Source organism: Mycobacterium sp. (genome assembly GCF_035603715.1).
Classification (GTDB): domain Bacteria; phylum Actinomycetota; class Actinomycetes; order Mycobacteriales; family Mycobacteriaceae; genus Mycobacterium.
Genome location: NZ_DATNJW010000418.1, coordinates 1 through 5,251 on the forward strand (window position 1 = coordinate 1; position 5,251 = coordinate 5,251).

The 5,251-nt window shown below is 67.8% G+C and carries 2 protein-coding genes; both read right to left on the bottom strand.

Annotated elements, in window-relative coordinates:
- On the bottom strand, positions 1–1,811 hold a 1,811-nt coding region (locus VN856_RS17225), incomplete at its 3' end, for a type I polyketide synthase (protein WP_325691133.1).
- The coding region (locus VN856_RS17230; RefSeq protein ID WP_325691134.1) for an SDR family NAD(P)-dependent oxidoreductase at positions 1,811–5,251 on the bottom strand (3,441 nt) is incomplete at its 5' end. The genes VN856_RS17230 and VN856_RS17225, both read right to left, overlap by 1 nt.

Genomic DNA, 5,251 nt, shown 5'->3' on the forward strand with positions numbered 1-5,251 from the left:
CGCAGCGAAAAACCCACCTGCGCAACAAAATCAGGCTCCAACTCGGCCACCGCCGCAGCAAACGCCGGCTCATCGGCCAACAACTGCCGACCCATCCCCGCCCACTGCGAACCCTGACCCGAATACAAGAACACCGTGCCCTTGCCGCGCGGTACGTCGTGCGGAGCAACAACTCCGGGTGTCGGCTGGCCGGCGGCCAGCGCCCGCAGTCCCGCGACGAGCTCGGCGCGGTCGCGCGCGGAAACGGTGGCGATCTTGTTGTGCCGGCTGCGGTACAGGTTGACGGTGTGCGCGATGTCGGCCAACGGCACATCGGCGCCCTGACCTGACATCCAATCTGCCAGCGCCGCAGCCCATGCCGCGATCCGCTGCTCGGTCTTCCCGGAGATCGTCAGCGTCGTCACTGGTGACGCCGGGTCGGCTGCGGCGGCGGGCACGGGGTCCGGGCCTTGCTCGATCACGACGTGTGCGTTCGTCCCGCCGATGCCGAACGACGAGATGGCGGCTCGGCGCGGGCCTTCCTCCGCCGGCCAGGGACGGAGCTCGGTGGGGACGAACAGCCGGGTGGACTTGTGGTCGATCGCCGGATTCCATTGCGAGAAGTTGAGATTCGGCGGGATCTGGGACCGCTGCACCGACAGCGCGGCCTTGATGAACCCGGCGATACCGGCCGCGGCCTCCAAGTGGCCGAAGTTGGATTTCACTGCGCCAAGGGCACAGTCGCCGTCGCCCTTCCCGTACTGGTCGGCCAGTGCTTCGAATTCGATGGGGTCACCAAGCCCGGTGCCGGTGCCGTGCGCCTCGATGTAGTTCACCGAGCGGGCGGGCACGTCGCCGCTCCGCAGTGCGCTCCTGATCACGTCTTGTTGCGCAATGGTGTTGGGCGCGGTCAGTCCGTTGGACCGGCCGTCCTGATTGACGGCGGAGCCCCGCACGACGGCCAGCACCCGGTCCCCGTCGCGCACCGCGTCGGTCAGCCGTTTGAGTACCACGACACCGCAACCCTCGCCGCGGACGAATCCGTCGGCGCGAGAGTCGAAGGAGTAGCAGCGGCCGTTCGGGGACAGCATTCCCCACTTGGCCATTGCGATCTGGGTTTCCGGGCGCAGGATCAGGCTGACCCCGCCGGCCAGGGCCAGGTCGCTTTCCCGTAGCCGCAGGCTCTGGCAGGCCAGATGGATCGTCACCAACGACGACGAGCACGCGGAGTCGATGGCAACCGCCGGACCGCGCAACCCCAACAGGTACGCGATGCGACCGACGGCCACCGCGTGCGCATTGCCGGTCGCGGAGTAGGCGTCGATGGCATCCGGGTTGGCTGCCGAAATCGTTTGGTATTCGCCGTAATAGACGCCCATCAGGACGGCGGCACGTACACCGGACAGATCCTCGGTCGCAATCCCGGCATGCTCGAGCGCTTCGTAGGCGACCTCGAGCATCAACCGCTGCTGGGGATCCATCGCCTCGGCTTCGCGTGGCGAGATACCGAAGTAGTCGGCGTCGAAGCCGGCCACGTCGGACAGGAAGCCGCCCCACTTGGACGACATCCGTCCGGGCGCGAACTGATCTGCGTCGTAGAACTCGTCGGCGTTCCAGCGGTCCGCCGGGATCTCGCTGATCCCGTCGCCGCCGTTGGCCAGGAAGTTCCAGTAGCCCTCGGGGCCGTCAGCGCCGCCGGGGAAACGGCACCCGATGCCCACCACCGCGATCGGCTCAGCGGAGACGACCCGGGACGAACTGTCGAATTTCTGCGTGATCGCGTCCCGCTGTTCGCCGGACATCGCCGAAACTCTGTCGTAAATGGTCGCCATCAGAAAATACCGCTTTCACTGCTCGCCGAAGCCGATTCGACGCTGTCGAACAAGTCATCCAACACGCTGCGCTCCGGTTCGGTCGCCGAACCGGCGGATTCTTCCTCCGGCGCGTCCGCGGGCGCAAGCAGACCGGCCACATATGTGGCCAGCGATGCGATGGTCGGATGGTTGAACAACATATTCGCCGACACGTCCAGTCCGACCAACTTCTTGGTCTCCTTGAGGACCGTCATGGCCATCATCGAATCCAGGCCCAGCTCGGGGAACGGCGCGTCGAGCTTGATCGCCGACGGCGACATCCTCAGCTCGCGCCCCAAGATGGCCTGCAACCGGGTCTGCAGTTCGGTGAGCCGCTCCTCGGCCGACAATGTGGACCAGTCCGGAGCCGCGGCTACCGCGGGGTCGTCACCGGGCGCTTTGTGCTCAACGCTCGCGACGGTGGCGTTGAACTCGGAGGCGATCTTTTCGAAGTAGTCCAGGTCGCGGAATTCCGGAGTGGCCGCGACCGCGCGGTCGAGCCGCAGCCGTCCGACACCCACCCGGTTGAGCGGGCCGCCGACCAGGGTCTGCAGCGCCTCGATGCCCTCGTCGGGCGTGATCGGGTCGAGCACGCTGTAGGTCAACTTGCTGCTCATACCGACGGCGGACCACTGACCCCAGTTGATCGCGGTGGCGGGCCGCCCGGACGCGCGTCGCCACGTCATCAGGGCGTCGAGCCAGGCGTTGCCGGTCGCGTAGGCCAGCTGGCCGGGCAGTCCGAGCATGGTGGCCATCGACGAGAAGCCGACCCACCAGTCCATGTCCTTGTCGGCGGTCGCGGCGTTCAGTCGCAGCGCGCCGGCAACCTTGGGCGTCCAGACTCGCTGCATCCCTTCCCGGGTAAGCGCGGTCACCAGGCCGTCGCCGGTCACACCGGCGCCGTGCACGAGTCCGCGCAGCGGTCGTCCGGTCTCTTCGGCCGCTGCCACCAACTGCTCGGCCACCCGGGGGGTGGCGATGTCGCCGGCCACGAAGACGACTTCGGTGCCGTCGCCCAGTGCGTCCAGGGCCTTGCGTTGCGCTTCGGAGGGTTCACTGCGGCCGTTGAGCACAATCCGGCCCGCACCACGCTGCACCAGCCAGCGGGTGACGACGGTGCCCAGCCCACCCAGTCCGCCGGTGATGATGTAGGAGCCGTCCGCGCGGACCACCGCTTCGTGGTGGTCGCCGTCCAGCGTCGCCCGCACCAGTCGCTCGACGTAGCGGCCGTCCTCGCGCAGTGCGACGATGTCGTCGCCGGTCGATGCGGCCAACTCAGTCGTCAGCGCGGCGACGAGGTCACCGGCGCTGCCCACGTCGAGCAGGGTGGCACCGAGATCAGGTTCGCCGGCCAGGACACGGGCCGCTTCGCCGGGGAACCGCCAGTTGCGGATGAGGCCTTTGAGCGCGCCGATCGCCGGGTCGCCGGGCTCGTTGTCGTGAACCGACAACCCGTCGCGGGTGACCAGCCACAACCGCGGTGACTTGCCCTTCCAGCCGTCGACGGCCGCGTGAGCGGCGGCCGAGATCTGCACGATCAAGTCTTGCGCGCGGCTGAGCGCGGCCTCGGTGTCGGCACCGTCGAACGGATGCTGCGCCAGTAGCACGACGATGCCCACCGGCGGGAACTGCGAATCGTCGCCGGTCTTGGCGAAGGCTTCGGTCACTGCGGACTGGTCGGCCAACGCCGCGCTGATCACGCGCCGAGTCGGTGACGTGAACCGGTTCGTGATCTCCGCTGCGAGTGCCGTTGTCTCCGAATCAGATTCGGCCAGCAGCACCCAGGTACCGGCTGCCACCGCATCGCCTTGCGGCGCTGGGTTCTGCACCCATGCGGCGTCGAAGATCTTCTGCTCCAGCGACAGCGGCACACTGGCCAGGTCCACCGGCTTCAGCTCGATGCCGGTCAGCTCCGCGATCGTGACCCCGGTGTCGTCGGTGAAAACGATGCGGCCCCGGTGTCCGTCCTGCCCCTGATCGACCAGTTCGGTGTGGCTACGTACCCGGCCGCGGATCGGGCCGAACACCCGGATCGTCTCCACCGAAACCGCCTGATAAGACGTCTCGTCCGACCTCGCGGGGAGGGCGGCGGCCAGTTGCCGCAGCGCCGCGTCGAGCAATACCGGATGGATGCGGTACTCGGGGTGATCGGCGACCTCGTCGGGCAGCACGATCTCGGCGCCCTCACCGTCCTGCTTGCCGGCCGGCCCGCCGACCAGGTCGATATCGGCCACCGCGTAGCGGGACCAGCTGCCGCCGGCCGAGCGGGCTTGGATTTCAACGCGATTCACGTCCGAGCCTTGCGAAAGCTGTGTCGTGACGCGGGTCTGGGCGTCCAGGATCAGCGGCCGTTCGATCTCCAGCGCCGTGACGACGGATGCGCCGAGGGCCTGGCCGGCTGCGGCCAACGCCATCTCGGCGAAGCCGGCCGCCGAGACGACCGCCCGGCCCTGAATCGTGTGATCGGCCAGCCACGGCAGCGCCTCGACATCGATGTCGGTCTGCCACACATGCTCATGACCGGAAGGCATCTCGACGTGCGCACCGAGCAGCGGGTGGACGTTGGTCAGCCGTTGTCCGGCCGGCTTCTTCTCGACCCAGTAGCTGGCGTGCAGCCACGGCGACGCGGGTATGTCGACGCGGCGCCGACCGTCGGTATCGGGGGCCGTTACGCCGAGTGTGGCGAGTTGCTCATGGACAGAGAGTGTTTCGTCGTCGCCACGCTTCATCGCCGCGGTGACGTTGAAGCGATCGCGCGACGACACCGCGGCCAGCGTCTCGCCGATGCCGTGGGTGAGCAAGGGGTGCGGGCTGACTTCGACGAACGTGGTGTGGTTTTCCGCGGCTTTCGCGACCGCCTGGCTGAACCGCACCGGATTACGCAGGTTCACCACCCAGTAGTCGGCGTCGAACTTCGCTGCCTCGGATTCACCGGCCGTGCTGACCAACGGAATCCGCGGCGTCATCGGCTTCAAATCGGAGAGCGCTTCTTTGAGCTCAGCCAGGATCGGGTCGACCGTCGGATGGTGCGAGGCCACATCCACCTCGATGCGACGGGCGAGCAGACCTTGCGCGTCGACCGCCTCGATCGCGGCGTCGACCTGATCGGGCGGGCCTGCGATCACCGTCTGCTCCGGGGCGGCATACACCGCCACCGTGACATCGGGGTACTGCCCGACCAGCTTCTCGGCTTCCTCGGCGTCCAGCTCGACCAGTGCCATCGCGCCCTGGCCCGACAAGCGGGACATCAACTTCGACCGCGTCGCAATCACTTTCAGGCCGTCCGCCGGGCTCAACGCACCGGACACCACCGCCGCGGTCACCTCACCCATCGAATGACCGATCACCGCATCGGGTTCTACGCCGTAGGAGCGCCACAACCCGGTCAACGCCAACTGCATACCCACCAACACCGGCTG